Source organism: Dysgonomonas sp. ZJ279 (assembly GCF_011039205.1).
In the GTDB taxonomy this organism is placed as follows: domain Bacteria; phylum Bacteroidota; class Bacteroidia; order Bacteroidales; family Dysgonomonadaceae; genus Dysgonomonas.
The window spans coordinates 1-19,012 of sequence record NZ_JAAKEL010000026.1 but is presented as its reverse complement, the minus strand read 5'-3'; the positions used below and the strand labels follow the sequence as shown (position 1 = coordinate 19,012).

Below are 19,012 nucleotides of genomic sequence, written 5' to 3'. Positions count from 1 at the left end.
TACTATACAAGAAATACACTGAGAGAATGAAATGATATATATCATATAAGTGTTACAAATATATTCTTTTCTAGCTATTATTTTCGTTTCGTTTGTTTATTTTTGTATTTGTTATGAAATATTTATGTATTTTAAGTTTTATGCAGCTTGCTAATGATTGTATGTTTGGTTATATATCTATTTATTAGATTGTTGTGTGTTTTGTTGGTGTTTTGATATTTTCATGTATTAGATTAATTATGCGTTTTGTTAGTTTTTTAGGCATTCTATAAGGGTTTGTATCAGTATTTATGCCTTGTTTATTGGCTCTTGTAATCCAATTAAATATTTAAAATAAATATACGATACTAAATAAATGTTAATTTATGCTTTTTGCTGATCATCTTATGTAATTATTCAAATATATCCTTTTATATTTGTTTCACGATCGAATTTTCGTTTATCGAATTGATAACAAATATTTATTTCCTCCGAAACCATTATCTTTAGATTTTTATAATGTGAATAATTGAAAGAATAGAAATCATGAAAAGAGTAAGTATACTTTTATTTTTAATCATCTCATTAACCTCTTACGCTCAAAACGAAGGAGTTGTTATGGGGGCGGAGTCGACAAACGAATATTTTCCGCTCATTCAAAATAAGCGGATTGCTGTTATATCTAACCATACGGGTATGGTTGGAGACGAGCATTTGGTGGATATGCTGGTAAGAGAAAAACATAATGTAACAGCAATATTCTCTCCTGAGCATGGTTTTAGAGGTGATGCGGATGCAGGAGAACATGTATCAAGTTCGGTGGATGAGAAAACAGGCATTGCTATTCGTTCATTATATGATGGAATTGCCGGAAAGCCAAGTAAAGAATCTATGCAACTTTTCGATGTGCTGGTTTTCGATATACAGGATGTTGGATTACGGTTTTATACCTACTATATAACAATGGTAAAACTGATGGATGCATGTGCCGAATATAATAAAAAAATGATAATTTTAGATCGTCCCAATCCTAATGGCCATTATGTAGACGGGCCTATATTAGATATGAAACATAAATCGGGTGTTGGCTGGTTGCCTATTCCGGTTGTACATGGTATGACATTGGGTGAACTTGCCTTAATGACTAATGGCGAAGGCTGGTTACCGTCTTCTCGTAAATGTGATATTACTGTTGTAAAATGTAAGAATTATTCACATCAGACATTATATCAGTTACCATTAGCGCCATCGCCTAATCTGCCTAATATGAAATCTATCTATTTGTATCCCTCTACTTGTTTGTTCGAAGGTACACCTGTTAGTTTAGGTCGTGGTACAACATTTCCTTTTCAGGTTTACGGACATCCCAATATGAAAGGTTACACATTTACATTTACACCTAAAAGTATTCCGGGCGCTAAAAATCCTCCACTATTAAATAAGCTGTGTTATGGAGTTGATTTGAGAAATGTCTCAAATGAAGAAATTTTTGAAAATAAATTCGATCTTAGCTATGTGATCGATGCATATAATAATCTTAAAATGGGGGATAAGTTTTTTCAACCGTTTTTCGAGAAGCTAGTAGGAGTGGACTATATCCGAAAGATGATAATTGCAGGTAAATCTGCAGATGAAATAAAATTAATGTGGAAAGATGATGTTGCTAAGTTTAAAAAACAGCGTACACCGTATCTTCTATATCACGAATAAAACATTATATGACCCCAATTCTAATACTATTCACTATAGCTGCCTATTTTGCATTACTATTCGGCGTTTCGTACATTGCCGGACGTAGAGCTGACAATCAGGGTTTTTTTGTCGGTAACAGACAGTCGTCATGGTATGTGGTAGCCTTTGCAACGATTGGCTCAGCTATATCAGGTGTGACTTTTGTTTCCGTGCCGGGTATGGTTGCTGCAAGCGGTTTTTCTTATCTTCAAATGGTTTTAGGATTTGCGGTCGGTCAATGTATAATAGCCTTTGTGCTGATACCTCTATTCTACAAGATGAATCTGACATCTATTTACGAATATCTAGAGAATCGTTTTGGCATATCATCATATAAAACCGGGGCTTGGTTCTTTTTTATTTCTAAGATGTTGGGTGCAGCCGTGCGACTATTTTTAGTATGTATCGTTTTACAGCTTTTGGTTTTCGGGCCATTGGGACTTTCTTTTGTTCTGAATGTCGTTTTCACGGTCTTGCTCGTGTGGTTGTATACATTTAGGGGCGGAGTAAAATCACTGATATGGACAGATTCCCTAAAAACATTTTGTCTTATAGTATCAGTAGGTCTTTGCATTTATTATATATCTACAAACTTGGGATTAGACTTTGCCGGAATGTTTACTATGATTAAAAAAAGTGATATGTCTAAGGCTTTCTTTTTTGATGATGTCAACGATGGTAAATTCTTTTTCAAACAATTTCTGGCAGGTGTATTCTTAGTTATTGCTACGACTGGTTTGGATCAGGATATGATGCAGAAAACATTGAGTTGTAAGAACTATAAAGACTCACAGAAAAATATGGTAACAGGCGGAATATTACAAATATTCATTATTCTGCTATTTCTAATGCTTGGTGTATTGCTATATACATTTGCTGCACAAAGTAATATCCCGATGCCTGAGCGGGGAGACGATCTCTTTCCTATTATTGCAACCCAAGGCTATTTCCCTGCAATTGTAGGTGTCTTATTTGTTATAGGTCTTATATCGGCTGCTTACGCTGCTGCAGGTTCGGCGCTAACGGCTCTTACTACATCTTTTACGGTAGACATACTTGAAAGTCCAAAGAAGAAAACGGAAGAGGAAGTCGCCGGAATCCGTAAGAAAGTTCATGTTGGTATGGCTGTTACTATGGGCTTGGTAATTATCGTTATTAATCTGTTGAATAATACATCGGTTATTAACGCCGTATATGTTTTAGCCAGCTACACGTATGGTCCGATACTTGGGATGTTTGTGTTTGGTATATTTACAAAGAAAAAAGTGAGAGACAGATTTGTTCCTTTGGTCGCTATTATTTCGCCAATAGTATGTTTTATTATTGATTCTAACTCCAAAGCATGGTTTAACGGATACGAATTCAGCCATGAGCGACTGATACTGAATGCTCTTCTTACATTTATTGGCTTATTCTTATTGAGTAAAAAAGGAGAAGAAATAAAATTATAATCACATATAAAAATTTAAAAAACAATTTTCAAGATGAAAGCGCATATCAATTGTTTTATTCCATTTCATAGTTTTTCTCAAGTGAAAGAAACTATTGCTTCTTTAAGAGCATCGGCACTCATTGATAAAATCTATTTACTTACCGACAATGGATGTACAGATTCTGTCGACGGATGTGAAGTGATAAATATAGATTCATTGAGATCGACAGCAACTATAAAGAAAATAAGTTCGAAAGCAGATACATCATATACACTAATCTATACAAAGTCAGCAGATTTAAGACTAGGTATGTTTGCACTCGATCGTATGTTTCAGATAGCAAAAGATTCCGGTGCAGGCCTTATATATGCCGATCATTATCAGGTAGTAGGCGATGAGAAAAAGAATGCTCCCGTTATTGCATATCAGAAAGGAAGCCTTCGTGACGATTTCAATTTCGGATCAGTGCTTTTATATAAAACAGACTTGTTGAAAAAAGCTGTGGCTGATATGGACAAAGAATATAAATTTGCTGGGATATACGATCTTCGTCTGAAAGTATCACAACATGCAGATCTGGTGCATATCAATGAATATTTGTATTCGGAAATAGAAAATAATACAGACAAAAGTGGAGGAAGCCATTTCGATTATGTAGATCCTAAAAATAGGGATATGCAAATAGAAATGGAACAAGCATGTACTGATCATCTTAAAAAAGTAGGTGCTTATCTGGCTCCTCAATTCAAAAAAATAGAATTTAATCAGGCAGACTTCGAGTATGAAGCATCTGTCATTATTCCTGTTCGCAACCGTATCCGTACTGTTGCCGATGCTATAAAATCGGTACTTAGTCAGAAAACGAATTTCAAATTCAACCTTATTGTCGTAGATAATTATTCTACCGATGGCACAACAGAGGCTATAGATAAATTTGCATCCGATGAACGTTTGGTTCACGTTATCCCCGAAAATAAAGAATTAGGTATCGGTGGCTGTTGGAATTCAGGAGTTCATCATCCTAAGTGTGGAAAATTCGCTGTTCAGTTAGATAGTGACGATGTTTATTCGGGAGAAGATACATTACAGAAAATTGTCGATGCTTTCTACGAGCAGAATTGTGCGATGGTGGTAGGAACATATATGCTTACCGATTTCGATATGAACGAGATTCCTCCCGGTATTATCGATCATAAAGAATGGACCCCCGACAATGGGCGTAATAATGCACTTCGTATAAACGGGCTCGGTGCCCCACGTGCTTTTTACACCCCTGTGTTGAGGGAAATTAAAGTGCCGAATACCAGTTATGGTGAAGATTATGCCTTAGGATTGAACTTCTCTCGTGAATATCAAATAGGGCGTATATACGACGTGTTATACCTATGTCGCCGTTGGGACGATAACTCCGATGCGTCGCTCGATATTGTGAAAGCAAATGCACATAATACATACAAGGACAGGATACGTACATGGGAGCTTGAAGCTCGTATTGCCTTGAATAAGACTAAATAGGTCCGTGACCTTAAGTTGTTTTTTAATTAAACCTTTTTCTATAAGAATAAAAGCCATCTCTGTTATGGTCTGGCTTTTATTCTTTGGGATTGAAAAGCTATAAATATGAACCTGATATCGCAACAAACAAAAGTACTCTTCCAGAGTCAACTCGAAGAATGGGAGTTGGCGAAGATAAATTACGAAGCTCTCGCAGGAGTAGAATCAAAAGAATTTTCGTTTGGTGAATTTATAGTCAAGGTACAATTCAATCCTGCGCGTATCCAGTCGTCAGCAGCTAAGGTAGACACACAGTCTATTCAGGAAAGAAAATGTTTTCTTTGTTCCAACAATTTACCGGCAGTGCAAAAAGGAATTCCTTTCGGTGAGAATTATCAGGTATTGGTAAATCCGTTTCCCATATTTCCAAAACACTATACAATTCCTACCTACGAACATACAGATCAGTTAATATTAGATCGTTATAGCGATATGCTGGATCTGGCGAAAGAGCTTGATGAGTGTACCATATTTTATAATGGACCGAAATGTGGAGCATCAGCGCCCGATCATGCCCATTTTCAGGCTGGAAGCAAAGGATTTTTACCTTTAGAGAGTGATATGAAAACGATCACTAAAGACCTGATCTATAAAACTAACGGTTTAAATGTTTATGCGATAAACAGCTATCTTAGAAATAGCTTTTTGTTAGAAGCAGAGAATAAAGAGGACGTAGTAATATTCTTCAAACAATTGTATTCTTTGATGGAATTGAAGGGAGATGACAAAGAACCCATGATGAATATCGTTACATGGTACGAATCAGATAAATGGTATAGTTGGGTTTTACCTCGTGAAATACATCGTCCGGCTTGCTTTTATGCAGAAGGCGATGACAATATTCTTATCAGTCCTGCTTCTGTCGATTTAGGTGGAGTATTTATAACACCTTTAGAAAAAGATTTTAGGAAGATAACTGCTGTTGATATTAGTCATATACTGAAAGAAGTCTGTATCAGTGATGATAAAATGCAATCTATTATTAACGACATAAAAAAACTGTAACAACTATATGGAACCAAAAGTAAGTGTCGGTATTTTATGGAGTAAAGAGATTGTATTTGCTCTTAATGGTGAATATACATTTCGAGAAGGCAAAGTTGCGCAAAATAATACCGTTTCATATAAAGATGGGCAAATCTTGTGGAATGGCAATTACTACACCGAATTATGCTTTGAGCCTCAGAATTGCGAATCTTCGTTTACATTGAAAGATGTAGTAATAGGCATCAATTTTCATTGGGAACGAAAAGAAGATCAGGTATTTCAAGGGGCATTAAAGCTGATTGTCGAGAATGAAATGATAACAGCCATCAACCTTATTGGCGTAGAGGATTATCTGACAAGTGTTATTTCGTCAGAAATGAGTGCACATGCTTCATTAGAACTACTTAAGGCTCATGCTGTAATATCACGCAGTTGGTTGTTGGCTCAGATTGAGAAGAATAAAGATCTTGTTGCCAAGAACGAAAAATATTCTGCATTTACAGAAACCGAAGACGAGATAATTCGATGGTATGATCGTGAAGATCATGTGAATTTTGATGTCTGTGCCGACGATCATTGTCAGCGATATCAAGGTATTACGCGAGCATCAGAAAATTTAGAGACAGTAAAACAAGTAATAAAAGAAACCAGAGGGCAAATCTTACAATCGGAAGGTAAGATTTGTGATGCACGTTTTTCTAAATGCTGCGGTGGTATAGTCGAAGAGTTTCAAAACTGCTGGGAAGATATAAAATTTCCTTATCTAAGAAAATTAAGAGATAGTGAGAATACGCAGGATATACCTGACTTAACGATAGAGACAGAGGCAATCGAGTGGATAGATTCACGTCCCACAGCCTTCTGTAATACGCAAGATAAGAAAATATTGATGCAAGTATTGAATAATTACGATCAGGAGACAACCGATTTTTATCGCTGGCAGGTAACTTATTCACAAGATGAACTATCAGCTCTTGTTTTGAATCGTTCGGGTATAGATTTCGGTACAATTCAGGAACTTATTCCTATCGAACGCGGAACCTCGGGACGATTGATAAAACTTAAGATTGTAGGTTCTGAAAAAACATTAATCATCGGTAAAGAACTTGAGATACGACGCATTTTGTCTACTTCTCATCTTTACAGTTCAGCCTTTACCATTGATAAGGAAGATAATCAGTTCATTCTCACAGGTGCAGGATGGGGACATGGTGTCGGATTATGCCAGATAGGAGCCGCAGTAATGGGAGAACGAGGATATTCGTACGACAAGATTCTATTGCACTATTATATAGGTGCAGCCTTAAAAGAACTATACTAAGAAAAACAAGAAGTTATGAAAGAAAATAAAAAATCGCCCTGGGCATGGATTCCGTCGCTCTATCTGGCTGAAGGCTTACCCTATGTTGCTGTGATGACCATTTCGGTTATTATGTATAAACGAATGGGGATATCGAATACCGATATAGCATTATATACCAGTTGGTTGTATCTGCCTTGGGTCATAAAACCTTTTTGGAGCCCTTTCGTCGATATACTAAAAACAAAACGTTGGTGGATTATCACCATGCAGTTGCTTATCGGTGCGGGATTTGCCGGCATAGCATTTACTATCCCTCTGCCCGTTTTCTTTCAGGCAACACTTGCCTTCTTCTGGCTCTTGGCCTTTAGCTCGGCTACACACGATATTGCAGCCGATGGGTTTTATATGCTCGGTCTCGATACTAACCAGCAAGCAAAGTATGTTGGCGTAAGAAGTACATTTTATAGAGTTGCAACCATTATGGGACAAGGTGTGCTTATTATACTGGCGGGATTCTTGGAAAGTGCATCAGGCAGCGAGCCATTGAAGGTTAATATCGATGTATCGCCTCAATACACACAATCTACTCTGTATATCCCACAATCGCAAAATGTAGTGGAACAGGAAGGGAATATTCGCTTTTTATTAGATAAAGATGTAATTCAGATAGGGACTCATGGTGTTAACAAAGATAGTTTGCAATTCTTTCTGAAAACAGTTACAGCTTCTAATCAGGAGAATGGATTTGTTCCAAAAGAAGATGCCGCGAATGTAAATGTAGTAGAGAAAAAAGAAAGCTTATGGACTACCTCTGTTTCTAAACCTCTTGGTAATTGGATCAGAGATAACTTTGGCGAGAAAGTCGAAAAAACAGATTCCGATCATACAGGAAATGTTGCTGTTGCTGCTATTACCTTATCTAAGAGACCCGATGCGGAGAAAGAGGTTATACTGAATACAACTCTCGAAAGAGGTGATAAGAGTATCTCTCTTCTGCATGGTGATCGATTGGTATTTAGCGAAAAAAACTGGAATAAACCTGCGTATATCGTTTTTCAGGTAGACCCTAAATTAAATACGACAAGTACCGCAGAATACAAGGGTTTGTCGGGAAATATTCCTTTCGCATGGTCTATTACATTTTTTGTTTTGGCAGGATTATTCATTTTATTTAGTTTCTATCATCGTTTCGGTTTACCTAAGCCCGATTCAGATAAACCGCATCCGCATATGACCGCAAGCTCTATATTGAAAGAATTTGCTGCCACATTCGTTTCCTTTTTTAAGAAACCACAAGCAGCGGCAGCTATATTCTTTATGTTGACGTTCCGTTTCTCCGAAGCTCAATTACTCAAGCTAATAAATCCATTCTTATTAGATTCAAGGGATATTGGCGGATTGGGTCTTACTACCGGTGAAGTGGGTCTTGTGTATGGAACAATCGGCATTATAGGATTGACTCTTGGCGGTATAATCGGTGGACTTGCAGCAGCAAAAGGCGGATTGAAAAAATGGTTATGGCCAATGGCACTGAGTATGTTACTCACTATTGCTACTTTTGTCTACCTTAGTTTCTCGCAAACGGATAGCTTGATTATCATAAATATCTGTGTCTTTATAGAACAATTCGGTTATGGATTCGGATTTACAGCTTATATGCTATACTTGATGTATTATTCCGATGGAGAACAAAAAACGGCTCATTATGCTATCTGTACCGGATTTATGGCATTAGGTATGATGATTCCGGGCATGTTTGCCGGATGGTTGCAAGAATTGTTGGGGTATAATCATTTCTTTATCTGGGTAATGATATGTAGTATTATTCCTATTATCGCCGTTGCCCTGTTGAAAATAGATCCTAATTATGGTAAAGCGAAAGAAATAAAAGAAGAAAACGAAAATATAGATATAGTATGAAAAGAATATTAATTGCATCATTTGCATTGTGTCTTTTTTCTGTAGCAGTTGTTGCGCAGAAGATAAAAATAAAGACAGGTATAGAAGTACTTAAGGAGCAGAATTTCAAAGTGCTTGAAGGTAAACGCGTAGGTTTGATTACAAATCCGACAGGAGTTGACAATAATATGAAATCTACGATAGACATATTGAACGAAGCTCCTAATGTGAACCTGACAACACTTTTCGCACCTGAACATGGGGTACGTGGTGATGCCCATGCAGGTGATCAAGTAGAAAATATTATAGACCCTCAAACTGGTTTGCCTGTATATTCATTGCATGGAAAAACGAGAGTTCCGACCCCCGAAATGCTCGAAAATGTGGATATATTAGTATATGATATACAAGATATCGGTTGCCGCTCGTTTACATACATTAGTACTATGGGTTTGGCTATGGAAGCAGCAGCTCAATATGGTATCGAGTTTGTCGTGTTGGATAGACCGAATCCGCTTGGAGGACTTAAAGTTGAAGGCGGATTAGTGGATGATAAGTTTATTTCGTTTGTTAGTCAATTCAAAATACCTTATGTGTATGGGCTGACTTGCGGCGAGCTTGCTCAATTATTAAATGGCGAAAACATGTTGAAGCAGCAATGTAAATTACAAGTGGTTAAAATGAAAGGCTGGAAACGAAAAATGAGATATGAAGAAACCGGTTTGCAATGGATTCCTTCATCGCCTCATATTCCTCAACCTATTTCTTCTGTCTTTTATCCTGTGTCGGGGATATTGGGCGAACTCGGCTATTTATCGATAGGCGTTGGATATACAATCCCTTTCCAGATGTTTGCTGCCGAGTGGATACAAGCCGATGATTTAGCAAATAATCTTAATGGACTCCAATTGCCGGGAATTCATTTCAGACCTTTACATATCAAGCCATTTTATTCAGTAGGACAAGGCCAGCAATTGCAAGGTGTGCAGGTACATATCATGGATTATGAAAAAGCAGCATTGTCAGATATTCAATTTTACATTATGCAGGAAATAGCTAAGTTATATCCCGATAAAGCTGTATTTGATAATGCGAATGATAAACGATACAGAATGTTCGATCAGGTATCGGGCAGTAACTATGTAAGAGAGACTTTTGCTAAAAATAATAGATTTGACGATATTCGCGATTTCTGGTATAAAGAAGTTGCTCCATTTAAGCAAGTTTCTAAAAAATATTATTTATACAAATAAAATTGGATATGGATAATAAACCGAGTAGCAGACTTTTATCGCTCGATGTATTGAGGGGTATTACTATTGCCGGAATGATTATGGTAAATAATCCCGGATCGTGGGGTTCTATTTATGCACCGCTGGGACATGCCCAATGGAATGGTTTGACTCCTACCGATCTCGTATTCCCGTTCTTTATGTTTATAATGGGAATATCGACCTATATATCATTGCGCAAATTTAATTTTGAGTTTACTAAACCGACTCTATTAAAGATTATAAAAAGAACAATCGTAATATTCCTTATCGGTTTAGGATTGGGTTGGTTATCGCTTTCATTTCGGACATACAGCAGCCTGTCGGCAGAAGGTCTGTCTGGTTTTGACCTTTTTATTAAATCAATAACAAATTTCGAACATATCCGTATTTTAGGGGTCATGCAGCGTTTGGCTCTTACTTACGGAATTACATCGTTGATTGCAATTTTTGTAAAGCATAAATATATACCTTATATTATTGTAACCACATTGATTGCCTATTTTCTGCTATTGATAGTTGGTAATGGATTTGAGTTTAGCGAACAGAATATAATATCGATTATCGACAGAGCCATACTTGGTGATAACCACATGTATGTAGATAGTGGCGTTATTCTCGATCCCGAAGGACTCTTAAGTACAATACCAGCCGTTTGCCATGTATTGTTAGGCTTTTATTGTGGAAAGGTATTATTTAGTACGAAAGATAATTATGAGCGAATTACAAACTTATTCATAATAGGAGCTATTCTTACATTCGCAGGCTTTCTACTCAGCTATGGCTGCCCTATCAATAAAAAGATATGGTCGCCTACATTCGTACTTGCTACCTGTGGTTTGGCTTCTACATTTTTAGCTCTGCTTATTTGGATAGTCGATATTAAAGGGTATAAACGATGGACACCTTTTTTCGAATCGTTTGGAGTCAATCCTCTTTTCATCTATGTAGCTGCGGGTGTTTTCTCTATACTGTTAGGAAATATCAAATTTACATACGAAGGCGAAATTATAAGTATTCACGGTTTTATTTACAAAATCTGTCTACAACCTCTTCTGGGAGACTATCTGGGGTCATTATGTTTTGCTCTTCTGTTTGTAGGATTTAATTGGGTGATTGGGTATATATTGTATAAAAAGAAAATCTATATAAAGATATGATATTATTGGCAGATGGAGGTTCTACGAAGGTCGATTGGCGTTTGGTAGAAGATAATAAGCAAGTAATGCAGGTTTTTACAAAGGGTGCAAATCCATTTTTCCGTACTCGGGAAGATATTAGTGAAGAAATTAAGGACTCATTGCTCCCCATATTCAATGGGCATAAAATTGATGCTGTACATTTTTTTGGTGCAGGTTGTGCATCGCCCGAAAGGAATAACATAATACGGGATGCTATAGCTGATAATATCAATGCACCTGTTATCAATGTGAATAGTGATCTTCTGGCAGCAGCAAGAGGTTTGTGTGGTACACATCAAGGTATTGCCTGTATTATTGGAACAGGGTCTAATTCTTGTTATTATGATGGTAAAGAGATAAAAGAAAACATATCGCCATTAGGTTATATCTTAGGAGATGAGGGAAGCGGAGCGGTTTTAGGGCGATTGTTTATAGGGGCTTGTCTCAAAAATCAATTAACCAAAGGCTTGAAAGAAGAATTCCTCAATGAATATGATCTTACTCCTGCCCTTATATTAGACAAAGTATATAAACAGCCTATGGCAAATAGATTCCTGGCGAGTTTATCTCCTTTTCTGATGAAGCATATTCAGGATGAAACTATTTATAGTCTGGTTTACAATGCATTTACTGATTTTTTCAAGAAGAACGTAATGCAATACGATTACAAATACAATGATGTTTACTTTACAGGATCGGTGGCTTATCATTATCAGGAAGTGTTGCGTAAAGTAGGTTGGGATTTGAATCTGAACATAGGAACTATTACACAATCGCCAATGGAAGGACTGATTGAATATTATTCTGACTTATAACTAAATAAGATATTGAAATGACTTTTATAAAAATAACAGAGCAGCCGTCACTATATAATGACCTTGAACAAAAATCAGTTCTAGAGTTGTTGACAGATATAAACGAAGAAGATAAGAAAGTCGCATTAGCGGTCGAAAAAGCGATTCCTCAGATAGAAAGACTAGTATCGCAAATCGTGCCCCGTATGGAACAGGGAGGACGAATTTTTTATATGGGTGCGGGTACAAGCGGACGTTTAGGAGTACTCGATGCTTCTGAGATTCCTCCAACATTCGGAATGCCACCGACATTAGTTATAGGGCTGATTGCAGGTGGCGATACGGCATTACGCAATCCGGTAGAAAAAGCAGAAGACAATATGGAAGCCGGATGGAAAGAATTGCAAGCCCATAATATAACCGATAAAGATACTGTGGTTGGTATTGCAGCTTCGGGTACAACACCCTATGTTGTGGGTGCATTGCGTGAATCACGTAAACATGGTATTCTGACAGCATCTATCTCAAGTAATCCTGATTCGCCTATTGCTCAGGAAGCAGAGATAGCCATAGAAATGATAGTCGGCCCTGAATATGTGACAGGGAGTTCGCGTATGAAGTCGGGTACAGGTCAAAAAATGATTCTGAATATGATTACTACTGCAACAATGATCAAACTGGGGCGGGTAAAAGGAAACCGCATGGTTAATATGCAGTTGTCCAACGCCAAGTTGGTAGACAGGGGTACACGTATGGTTGCTGAAGAGTTGGGGCTTGACTATGAGCAATCTAATCGTTTGTTGTTGTTACACGGGTCTGTGAAAAAAGCAGTAGATTCTTATAGGTCTGAAAACAAATAACTCCAAAAAGATAAATCGCTGTTAGTCATTATCTTTCTGAAGTTACAAATCGCAATTTCAAGAGACAACAGATTTATTATTGAAAAATTGCTGGATATTTTCGTATAAAGTAGACGGGAGTACAACTCCATGCATGGCAATAACTATTGATCGGGAAGAAGTTGTAAGGCGATATATAATCGTCTTTAGGATCGTAAGCCTCCCAAAAGGTATCGGCTCCTTTATCTATCATTCCACCCCAGAAATCAATTAAGGCATTTTTCGCTTCTGTTTCCATGCCGCAATCGATAAGCGATTGTATATAATAATGATACAGGTAAGGGGTTCCCGGATAAACAACATTTTCTGTTGCATCAAGTGCTTTTAGGGCGCGTTGAGCTTCGTTTTTCGTTGCTACACCGCTCAATATCATCCATATTTGAGAAGCATACGATATTTGTTTGTTTCTTTCAGCGGAGAATAAGCCTGTTTTTTTATCGTAGAAGTTTTTATGGGCGGCTTGCTTCATTTTCTTAACCATAGCAGGTATATACTTTACCTCATTTTCTTTATTCAGCATTTTTGCCAGTTCATATGTATTTTCTAACGTGAAGATAGTAACACCTTGCAAAGCAACTTCCTTATAAAGACCTTCTTTCCAGTCGAAGAATATCCACCATTCCTGCTCAGCACGTCTAAAGTCCATTAGTCCGTCATTTTGTAAATACTTGTTAGCTATATCCAGTTGTTTTTTAGCTACAATCCACAAATCGTCAGCTGTAGATTTATCACCTGTCGCCAATAAGTAATCTTTGAGTGTTACATTAAACAAAAAGGCATATTCTAATAAGTACTGATTGGAAGCATGATATGTCGGCTTATCAAAAACAGTTGCATTAAACATACCATTTTCACCACTTAGTGCAGCTAATAAATACAAACAGCTTTTAGTTATATCGTATTGTTGGAATGAATAATTATTTGCCATCGATTGTAAATAAAGGTCTCCGATCCAGAGACGTTGATCCCTTTTCGGCCCATCTTCATATACAGTCTGCATGCACTCTTTCAATGTATTCTGACTTACTTTGTCAATATCCCGAATAGTTTGCGAAGTGCTGTTCGGTAATGCTTCCGGAAAATTAATAGCAGAAGTTACAGCCCGACATTGCATATCTGATATTGCGAAATCATAGCTGGGTGTAGCCAATAATTCTATTTTTACGTATCTGAAAGCTAAACGACGTGATACAGTAACAGTGCTTGGAATTTCCATTACTGTTATAACTTCGTCCTGCAACCACGCACGGCTTAATCCTCCCGGATATGGATCGAACGGGGTTGCGATTTCGCCGGGTACTTCACCAAATATGAATTTAAAACGAACAGGAGCATCGGGTATTTGATTCAGTGGCGATAGTGTGAATGAAAAATAGCCGGTCATATGCTCACCAAAGTCTACAATTACTTCTTTATGCTTTTTAAAGCTTACCTTATATAGTGAATCTATCGGTACCGTAGGTACTGATTTCCATCCCTGATATGCCGATTGATCCTTTACAATATCGACTAATTGTTTCGGTTTCTTTACCGTAGATTGCAATTTCGGTTTATTCTGCTCAGCTTTCAATAACCAATCTTTGCGTTGCGCTGCGAAAAAGTCCTGTGCTATTAATGTCGGTATTAGTGACATTAACAGGGTGAGGACTAAAACTGTTCTTTTTACTGTAATCATCTGTATTATTTTATAAATCATTAAAAAACGAGCAATTGTTAAAAGGTAACAAAAGTGACACTTTTTACTCTGTTTTTGATTGTTACTTTTTATTTATCATCTGTTTACTTTCTGTAATATATAGATAAAGCTTAGAATACACGTTTAGTTTTTTACATCAAACGTGTAGTCGCCTGATTTAATCTCGAAGCAAGCAAAATCTTTACTGTCGTTGTTTATCTCTTTTATCTGGGCGATTGCTGTATTCCTAAACCAATTTTAAATTATGTTTAAACCTCAAAAAATATAGCATTCTTATTTTTTATAATTTAGGATTGAAATCGGCTCGTTTTAAGTTGATGATGTACGATAATAGAATACTTGATATGAGACAGAATAATAAATATCCCAAAGTAGATTTTTATTTTGATACAAAACCTTTTTTATTGATATTAGTATTTAAATAAATGACACTTGATAGTATGCTCTTTTGTTTAAATAAATAGATAACAACAGACAATATTCCCTTGTTGGAATAAGTGGGCAAACAACGGTAGTAAAAGGAGTGCATTCGTCCAGAATATTCCGAATTCATAGTTTAAACACTAAATAAATGAGAGAATGTTCCCTATTAGAACATTCTTTTTTCTTTTATCAGTATACTTTTTTACTCGTTTTCTAACCTTTAATAAATTAATGTCAAAAAACTTTAGAAAAAATGAATTATATAAGGGGTTGATTCTAAAAGACTAAAATCAAAATATAGTGGAATGCAGAAATAAAGTTGCAAAAAATATATCAAAACTGTTGCAGAATAAATAAAAAGCTCTACCTTTGCATCCGCTTACCAAGAGAGGTGTAGCAGTAAAGACCACGAAAGTGGCTTCAATAGTGCTAAATTCTATCGTTTTATTATTTAGTGCAGTATTTGAAAATGGAATTTTAATAGCTGAAATGATCAGCGGATTAAGCAAACGGTTCGAATCCGTTATTCTCCACATTTCCTATAAATAGGAAGACGATCTTTGACATGATGTAACAAGAGCAAAAAGATAAATTTGATAGAATTTATTACCCTTGCATAAATAAATTTAACCGCGAGGTTTTATTTATGCATGAAAAGAATAAAGAAAGTAGGAAAGGGCACATGGGGGATGCCTTGGCTCTCAGAGGCGAAGAAGGACGTGATAAGCTGCGAAAAGCTATGGGGAGGTGCAAATTACCTTTGATCCGTAGATATCCGAATGGGGCAACCTGATATTTGAAGAAAATATCACCTTAAGCAATTAAGGAGCTAACGTGGGGAACTGAAACATCTAAGTACCCATAGGAAAAGAAAATAAAAATGATTCCCGGAGTAGTGGCGAGCGAAACGGGAAAAGCCCAAACCAATATTGTTTAGGCAATATTGGGGTTGTAGGACTGCGCCGTGGCAAGAAGTTATAGAAGTGGAATACATTGGAAAATGTAATCAAAGAAGGTGATAATCCCGTACACGACTCCATAACCAAGCCTAGCAGTATCCTGAGTAGCGCGGGACACGAGAAATCCTGTGTGAATCTGCCGGGACCATCCGGTAAGGCTAAATACTCCTGAGAGACCGATAGTGAACCAGTACCGTGAGGGAAAGGTGAAAAGCACCTCGAATAGAGGAGTGAAAGAGACCCTGAAACCATGTGCCTACAAGCGGTCGGAGCCTTCATTGGTGACGGCGTGCCTTTTGCATAATGAACCTACGAGTTACTCTCATTGGCAAGGTTAAGTACTACGAAGTACGCAGCCGAAGCGAAAGCAAGTCTTAACAGGGCGCCATAGTCAGTGGGAGTAGACGCGAAACCAAGTGATCTACCCTTGGGCAGGTTGAAGGTTAGGTAACACTAACTGGAGGACCGAACCGGTAAGCGTTGAAAAGCTTTCGGATGACCTGAGGGTAGGGGTGAAAGGCTAATCAAACTTGGAGATAGCTCGTACTCCCCGAAATGCATTTAGGTGCAGCCTCGGCTGTATACTTGTGTCAGGTAGAGCGACTGATTGGATGCGAGGGCTTCACCGCCTATCAAGTCCAGATAAACTCCGAATGGGCACAAGATTTAGTCGGGAGTGAGGGCATGGGTGCTAAGGTCCATGTCCGAGAGGGCAACAACCCAGACCATCAGCTAAGGTCCCCAAATACTAACTAAGTTGAATTAACGAAGTACCGCTACTAAGACAGCTAGGATGTTGGCTTGGAAGCAGCCATTCATTTAAAGAGTGCGTAACAGCTCACTAGTCGAGTGGCAGTGCGTGGATAATAATCGGGCATAAGTTAGTTACCGAAGCTATGGGATTTTAAATCGGTAGGGGAGCATTCTATTACAGCGTCGAAGGCGGGGATCGATCCCCTCTGGAGCGGATAGAAAAGCAAATGTAGGTATAAGTAACGATAAAGGGGGTGAGAAACCCCCTCGCCGAAAGACTAAGGATTCCTGATCAACGCTAATCGGATCAGGGTAAGTCGGGACCTAAGGTATAGCCTAATGGCGAAGCCGATGGAAGAACCGGTTAATATTCCGGTACTGCTTTATAGAGTTATGTGGGGACGCAGGAGTGAAACTACATCCATCTGACGGAATAGGTGGATTAAGAGTGTAGACGTTGATTTTAGTAGGCAAATCCGCTAAAAGAGTCGAACTTGAAAGTACAGCAATCCTTCGGGAGCGCTGATTGTAGGTAACCATACTGCCAAGAAAAACCGCTAAACGCCAATCTATAACGCACCCGTACCTCAAACGGACACACGTAGTCGGGTAGAATATACTAAGGCGCTCGAGCGATTCACAGTTAAGGAATTAGGCAAAATGACCCTGTAACTTCGGGAGAAAGGGTGCCAGCTTCACGGCTGGCCGCAGAGAATCGATCCAGGCAACTGTTTAACAAAAACACATGGCTATGCTAATAAGAAATTAGATGTATATAGCCTGACACCTGCCCGGTGCTGGAAGGTTAAGAGGAGAAGTCATCGCAAGAGAAGCTTTGAATTGAAGCCCCAGTAAACGGCGGCCGTAACTATAACGGTCCTAAGGTAGCGAAATTCCTTGTCGGGTAAGTTCCGACCTGCACGAATGGTGTAATGATCTGGATACTGTCTCAACTGTGATCTCGGTGAAATTGTAGTATCGGTGAAGATGCCGATTACCCGCGATGGGACGAAAAGACCCCGTGAACCTTTACTATAGCTTTACATTGATTTTGGGCACTTGATGTGTAGGATAGGCCGGAGACTAAGAAGCAGATACGCTAGTATTTGTGGAGTCACCCTTGAAATACGGCCCTTTAATTGTTTGAAATCTAACTTGCAAACGCAAGGACACTGTATGGTGGGTAGTTTGACTGGGGTGGTCGCCTCCAAAAGAGTAACGGAGGCTTCTAAAGGTGTGCTCAGAACGATTGGTAACCGTTCGTAGAGTGTAATGGTATAAGCACGCTTGACTGCGAGACTCACAAGTCGACCAGGTAGGAAACTAGAGCATAGTGATCCGGTGGTTTCAGTATGGAATGGCCATCGCTCAAAGGATAAAAGGTACTCCGGGGATAACAGGCTGATCATTCCCAAGAGCTCATATCGACGGAATGGTTTGGCACCTCGATGTCGGCTCGTCACATCCTGGGGCTGGAGCAGGTCCCAAGGGTTGGGCTGTTCGCCCATTAAAGTGGCACGCGAGCTGGGTTCAGAACGTCGTGAGACAGTTCGGTCTCTATCTATCGTGGGCGTAGGAGATTTGCGGAGTTCTGACACTAGTACGAGAGGACCGTGTTGGACAGACCCCTGGTCAACCAGTTGTTCCGCCAGGAGCATTGCTGGGTAGCTAAGTCTGGATTGGATAAGTGCTGAAAGCATCTAAGTACGAAGCCAGCTTCAAGATTAGATCTCCATTGAGGGTCGTTGTAGACTACAACGTTGATAGGCTACAGGTGTAAAGGCAGTAATGTCATAGCCGAGTAGTACTAATTGCCCGAACGCTTTCTAAAGCGCGTGCCGTAGCACCTAAGATTAATATCAAAAGGACAACGGCACGGCAAAACAAACAACGGTAACAAAATCCGAATCAATTTTACTTTTTGCTTTACATCATATCAAACAAAACAACGTTGATAAAAGATCACAATGCACAACAGCCAACAGCTGTAAAAGCTAACCGATCACTATTAACAGAACAACATTAAGGTGGTTATAACATTGGGGCTCCACCTCTTCCCATTCCGAACAGAGAAGTTAAGCCCAATCGTGCCGATGGTACTGCAATTATGTGGGAGAGTAGGTTACCGCCGTCTTTAAGCAAGAGCGCCT

The 19,012-nt window shown here is 38.4% G+C and carries 11 protein-coding genes, 2 rRNA genes and 1 pseudogene; 13 read left to right on the top strand and 1 reads right to left on the bottom strand.

What is annotated here, in order from left to right; translation table 11 throughout:
- Positions 1-525 precede the first annotated feature (525 nt).
- The 11 genes and pseudogenes from G7Y57_RS16160 to murQ all read left to right on the top strand — a co-directional run bounded on the left by G7Y57_RS16160 (position 526) and on the right by murQ (position 12,992).
- Positions 526-1,689: an exo-beta-N-acetylmuramidase NamZ domain-containing protein gene (locus tag G7Y57_RS16160; RefSeq protein WP_165026574.1), complete on the top strand. Its 1,164-nt coding sequence runs from the start codon at positions 526-528 to the stop codon at positions 1,687-1,689.
- An 8-nt stretch (positions 1,690-1,697) separates the two neighbouring features.
- Positions 1,698-3,161 carry a sodium:solute symporter gene (locus G7Y57_RS16155; protein ID WP_165026572.1) on the top strand — a complete coding sequence of 488 codons (1,464 nt, stop codon included), beginning with the start codon at positions 1,698-1,700 and terminating at the stop codon, positions 3,159-3,161.
- A gap of 33 nt (positions 3,162-3,194) precedes the next feature.
- Positions 3,195-4,658, top strand: coding sequence for a glycosyltransferase family 2 protein (locus G7Y57_RS16150; protein ID WP_165026569.1), 1,464 nt, complete (start codon positions 3,195-3,197; stop codon positions 4,656-4,658).
- Between the two features lie 114 nt (positions 4,659-4,772).
- Complete coding sequence (locus G7Y57_RS16145) at positions 4,773-5,702, top strand: DUF4922 domain-containing protein (protein ID WP_410492656.1); 930 nt, start codon at positions 4,773-4,775, stop codon at positions 5,700-5,702.
- A gap of 7 nt (positions 5,703-5,709) precedes the next feature.
- Positions 5,710-7,005, top strand: coding sequence for a SpoIID/LytB domain-containing protein (locus tag G7Y57_RS16140; protein ID WP_165026564.1), 1,296 nt, complete (start codon positions 5,710-5,712; stop codon positions 7,003-7,005).
- A 15-nt stretch (positions 7,006-7,020) separates the two neighbouring features.
- A pseudogene (locus tag G7Y57_RS18070) lies at positions 7,021-7,524 on the top strand (MFS transporter); the annotation flags it as partial.
- A 78-nt stretch (positions 7,525-7,602) separates the two neighbouring features.
- Positions 7,603-8,907, top strand: coding sequence for an MFS transporter (locus tag G7Y57_RS16135; protein WP_255491491.1), 1,305 nt, complete (start codon positions 7,603-7,605; stop codon positions 8,905-8,907).
- A complete protein-coding gene (locus G7Y57_RS16130) occupies positions 8,904-10,139 on the top strand; it encodes an exo-beta-N-acetylmuramidase NamZ domain-containing protein (RefSeq protein ID WP_165026558.1) in 1,236 nt (411 codons plus the stop codon). The genes G7Y57_RS16135 and G7Y57_RS16130 overlap by 4 nt, the downstream gene beginning before the upstream one ends.
- Positions 10,140-10,147: 8 nt before the next feature.
- Complete coding sequence (locus G7Y57_RS16125; protein WP_165026555.1) at positions 10,148-11,317, top strand: acyltransferase family protein; 1,170 nt, start codon at positions 10,148-10,150, stop codon at positions 11,315-11,317.
- A complete protein-coding gene (locus tag G7Y57_RS16120; RefSeq protein ID WP_165026552.1) occupies positions 11,314-12,153 on the top strand; it encodes a BadF/BadG/BcrA/BcrD ATPase family protein in 840 nt (279 codons plus the stop codon). The genes G7Y57_RS16125 and G7Y57_RS16120 overlap by 4 nt, the downstream gene beginning before the upstream one ends.
- Before the next feature lie 17 nt (positions 12,154-12,170).
- Complete coding sequence (murQ, locus tag G7Y57_RS16115; RefSeq protein WP_165026549.1) at positions 12,171-12,992, top strand: N-acetylmuramic acid 6-phosphate etherase; 822 nt, start codon at positions 12,171-12,173, stop codon at positions 12,990-12,992.
- Positions 12,993-13,068: 76 nt separating this feature from the next.
- Here the strand turns inward: murQ and G7Y57_RS16110 are convergent, their stop codons facing one another.
- The gene (locus G7Y57_RS16110) at positions 13,069-14,706 is read right to left on the bottom strand and encodes a glycoside hydrolase (RefSeq protein ID WP_165026546.1); all 1,638 of its coding nucleotides are present in this window, start codon (positions 14,704-14,706) and stop codon (positions 13,069-13,071) included.
- A 1,106-nt stretch (positions 14,707-15,812) separates the two neighbouring features.
- Here G7Y57_RS16110 and G7Y57_RS16105 point away from each other — a divergent pair.
- Positions 15,813-18,693: ribosomal RNA gene (locus G7Y57_RS16105) — 23S ribosomal RNA — on the top strand.
- A gap of 192 nt (positions 18,694-18,885) precedes the next feature.
- Positions 18,886-18,996 (top strand): 5S ribosomal RNA (gene rrf / locus G7Y57_RS16100).
- Positions 18,997-19,012 lie beyond the last annotated feature (16 nt).

Bases quoted from the DNA above. Each gene is read 5' to 3' on its own strand.
- G7Y57_RS16160 (WP_165026574.1), top strand. From the start codon at position 526: ATGAAAAGAGTAAGTATACTTTTATTTTTAATCATCTCATTAACCTCT.
- G7Y57_RS16155 (WP_165026572.1), top strand. From the start codon at position 1,698: ATGACCCCAATTCTAATACTATTCACTATAGCTGCCTATTTTGCATTA.
- G7Y57_RS16150 (WP_165026569.1), top strand. From the start codon at position 3,195: ATGAAAGCGCATATCAATTGTTTTATTCCATTTCATAGTTTTTCTCAA.
- G7Y57_RS16140 (WP_165026564.1), top strand. From the start codon at position 5,710: ATGGAACCAAAAGTAAGTGTCGGTATTTTATGGAGTAAAGAGATTGTA.
- G7Y57_RS16130 (WP_165026558.1), top strand. From the start codon at position 8,904: ATGAAAAGAATATTAATTGCATCATTTGCATTGTGTCTTTTTTCTGTA.
- G7Y57_RS16125 (WP_165026555.1), top strand. From the start codon at position 10,148: ATGGATAATAAACCGAGTAGCAGACTTTTATCGCTCGATGTATTGAGG.
- G7Y57_RS16120 (WP_165026552.1), top strand. From the start codon at position 11,314: ATGATATTATTGGCAGATGGAGGTTCTACGAAGGTCGATTGGCGTTTG.
- murQ (WP_165026549.1), top strand. From the start codon at position 12,171: ATGACTTTTATAAAAATAACAGAGCAGCCGTCACTATATAATGACCTT.
- G7Y57_RS16110 (WP_165026546.1), bottom strand. From the start codon at position 14,706: ATGATTACAGTAAAAAGAACAGTTTTAGTCCTCACCCTGTTAATGTCA.